Annotated in this window: 1 protein-coding gene; it reads left to right on the plus strand. The window is 65.3% G+C overall.

The genetic code is table 11. The annotated features are described in order from the left end of the window. Positions 1 to 441 precede the first annotated feature (441 nt). The gene (locus tag U8525_RS34175; protein WP_374270926.1) at positions 442 to 3,282 is read left to right on the plus strand and encodes a hypothetical protein; all 2,841 of its coding nucleotides are present in this window, start codon (positions 442 to 444) and stop codon (positions 3,280 to 3,282) included. Positions 3,283 to 3,536 lie beyond the last annotated feature (254 nt).

The raw sequence follows: 3,536 nt of genomic DNA on the forward strand, positions 1-3,536 counted from the left end.
GGCGGCAGCAACTCCGACTGCTCCGGTGCGTAGGGGCGGAAGGTCTTGCTCATAGGGAGGCAAAGAGCACCACGCCTCTGCCTCCCTTTCAAATCGGTTCTTCCGATTACCCCGACACGCTCCTAGCCGGTCGTCTGCATCCTTCGTCAGCCGCATCCACATGGGGGCTCCCCGTGGGTGCAGCATGCGTCGGGCACGGCAATACCCCGAGGGCGGTACAGCCTCTGCTCCGGCCCAGCGCACAGCTCGCGTGTCACCCTCCAGCGGCCCCTTTGGCCCTTCTTCACTAGCCCGCCACCCACAACAGGGCTCCTATCCATCCTATACTTACGCAATACTGGACACGCTTCGGGCCGCGGCACAGCGGTAGTGCCTCCCACGACTGGACTGGCTGACTTGAGAAGTCATAGGCTAACGCCAGCGCAAGGGGGAGTTCACATAGTGCCCAATGACTTGAATCCGTTGCATCCGAATGACCCGCGACCTCCTCGGGAGGAGGCTCGGCTCCACCTGACAGGCGAGCCGTCAGGAGACAGCCCCCAGCGGACCGAGCCCGCCTGGGCCCTGGCACTCGAGCGCCGCCTCGCGACCTTCGTCGCAGTCCTCGTGGTGACGACGGCCATCGGGTCCATCCCTCAGGTCAGCAACATCCTGTTGCAGTTGCCGAGGAAGACCTCGTTCCAGACGGGGCCGCTGACCGCCCTGGCCTTCTGGGCGTACGTCCTGCTGCTGGGCGCCTTCTTCCTCTTCGGCGCGCTCTGGCTCTTCGTCCCGACGAAGGGACTGCCGCGGCTGATGCGTGGGAATGGCCGTCTCAGTAGGGGGGCCCGTCGCGTCAGGGAGGGGCTCATCCGGCTGGCCCGGCTTCCCCTGGCGGTGCCCGGAGAGGGCCGCGAAGGCCTCCGCCGCGTGATTTACAGCGCCCTGGCGCTGGCGGGCTGCGCGCTGGCCGCGCTCAACGTCCTTGGAAAGCTCCCATCGTCCTGGGCTGAGGGCGACCCGGGCCCATATCTCGTGGCGTTCCTGTGCTGCATCGTCGCCCTGACGGGGTTCTTCGGCCCGAAGCTGCTGCGCAGATGGGAAATCCCCACGGAAATGATCACACGCGCCAGCGTCATGTCCCTGGGTTCCTACGTCACCTCGGAGATTCTCTGGGGAGGCGTCATCCCCTCTATCCCCGAGGCGAGCTACCGCCTCTACACCATCTGGGCCATCTACCACTTGTTCTTCGTGCTCATCTGCGTGGCCCGCGCCATTGACCGCGTGGAGAACCTGACCCGGCGCGCGGCCTTCACCCTCGCACTGGTCGTGCTCACCCTGTGCGTCACACGTTTCTCGAAGCAGCATGAAGCACTCGACCTGGAGGTGGCCCCGTCCGAGAGCCCCCATCAGGAGCGCATCCTGGGGCAATGGCTCAAGACCGCGAACGCACGGCTCGACCGGATGTGCAAGGGCCCGGTCCTGCTGGTCTCTGCGGCGGGCGGCGGCTCACGCGCGGCCATCTTCGCAATGCTGGCGCTGGAGAGCCTCCATCGCAACCCGCTCGCGGGTGCGGGCGACTCCCGACCGGAATGCCAAGACGACCGGCTGTCCAAGCACATCCTGATGGTCAGCAGCGTCTCCGGTGGCAGTGTCGCGAGCGCGCACTTCGCACACCGGATGGCAGAGGGAACGGTCGGCGCCACACTGGCCTCGGAGGGACTTCTCAAGCACGCGCCCTATTCCGAGCTCGCGACCCAGCTGAAGAATGACTGTGGATTCGACAACCCGTGGCCCCTCAAGAGCGCCTCCATCGACGACATGTTCGTCGACTTCAATGCCCCGCTGCTGCGCGGCGTCGTCATGCCGGGCGTGGGCCGGGGCTCAAGTCTGGCGGCGTTCTGGAAGGACTACTTCGGCTGGCCCAAGGCGCTGCCGGTCGACGGTACGGTGCCCATACTTCTCCTCAACACCGCCAGTGTTCAGACGGGAGAGCGGGTTGTCACCGGCAAGCCCCCGCTGCCGGAACTGCTGGTGAGCAACGAGGGACAGGGCGAGCGGGCTCGAGTGCATTCCATGAGTTCCCTGTCCCGAACCACTGACATTGTCCTGGCGGATGCCGTTCGTGCCTCGGCGAACTTTCCCTGGGTCGTGGACCTCCCTGAAGTCGAGACCCAAGCCGAGCCGGAGGTCCTCATCGACGGCGGCATCTTCGACAACACGGGCATCGACACCTTCGCACTGCTCTTCAAGGCTCTCGCGAATCCCGAGCGCTGGAAGGACCACCAACCCGACATCCAGAAAAACATCGACGCACTGTTCACGAAGCTCGCGGAGCGCGGTGTCATCTTCGTGGAGATTGACTCCGGCGCGAAGCCGCAGCAGGGCAAGCTGCAGGCGAGTCTGCTGAGCCCCATCACGACGCCCGTGACCGTGTACTCCCTTGCGACCAATGCTTTCGCCCGCAACATGTCCGAACTGCAGAAGCAGCAGATTGGCCTCATCCTCGGCGAGAAGGGTGTGTCGATGGAGCGCGTGAGCTACGATTATGGTGACGCCGTGCTGCCGATGGAGGCAGACGCATGGCTCACGCAGTGCCTCCAGAAGATGCAGGACGAAGTGCCAGTCATGACCGCGTGGGCCCTCGGCCCCGCAGACAAGGGACGCCTCCTCGGCATCTTCCTGGCGCAGGAGGAGATCGCCAACGCAATCGTCATGCGGCACTTCAAGAACATGACCGGTGCGGCACTGACGAAGGACAGCTTGAAGACACGCTCCGTCGAGGGGCTCGTCGGCGCATCGCGCTCGGTTGGGTTCTCCGCCGAGGCTTTCGAGCTCGCCCGAAGGGTCATCGATGACCAGGTCTCGCTGCAGAAGGAATTGGGCTCGCGACTTTACGAGCAGAGTGCCCCTTCCGTGCAGTCCGTCGTCACACCTGACACCAGGGCATCGGAGGCCGTAGCGAAGGTGGGGACAGGGGCCTCCGCCGCCTGGGTGTACATCGGCCAGTACCTGAACGACTCGAAGCAGTGGCGGACGCGCTACTACCTCGGCGAGGGAGCTGCGGGCCGCGAGTTGGACCCGAAGGGGCTCAACCAGCGGGTCCTCGTCAGCACCACCCCCTCGTTCATCCGGGAGGAGCCTCCCGCGCCACAGACTGCCCAGTTGGGCCGGCCCATCGGTGCGCTGAAAGCAGGCCAGCGCGTCACGGTAGTGGAGACAAAGGACTGGGGAGACCTGGGCTTCATCTGGGCCAAGGTGCGCGTGGAGCGCTCGAAGCCCGGCGTGCCCGGCAATCGATGACGAAGGCTGGCGTCAACTCCTCTCCGAGCGCTTCCGCTGCGTAAAGAGCCCCTTTGAGGAGCACCGTTAGGGCAGCCCGCTTGTCCACGGCGGACGCCCCCACGTCGATTGAGCCTCCCCGGGTTTTGTGGCTCTCCCGCAGTTTGTGTGATCCTCGAGCAAGGAGGCAGGCGGTGCTGGCGGGAAGCCATTGCGGCGAGTACTCCTGGGAATGAAAGAGTTGTACTCGACTCCCGGCTGTCGGGTGGAGCGCG

Source organism: Corallococcus sp. RDP092CA (assembly GCF_041903675.1).
Lineage (GTDB): Bacteria > Myxococcota > Myxococcia > Myxococcales > Myxococcaceae > Corallococcus.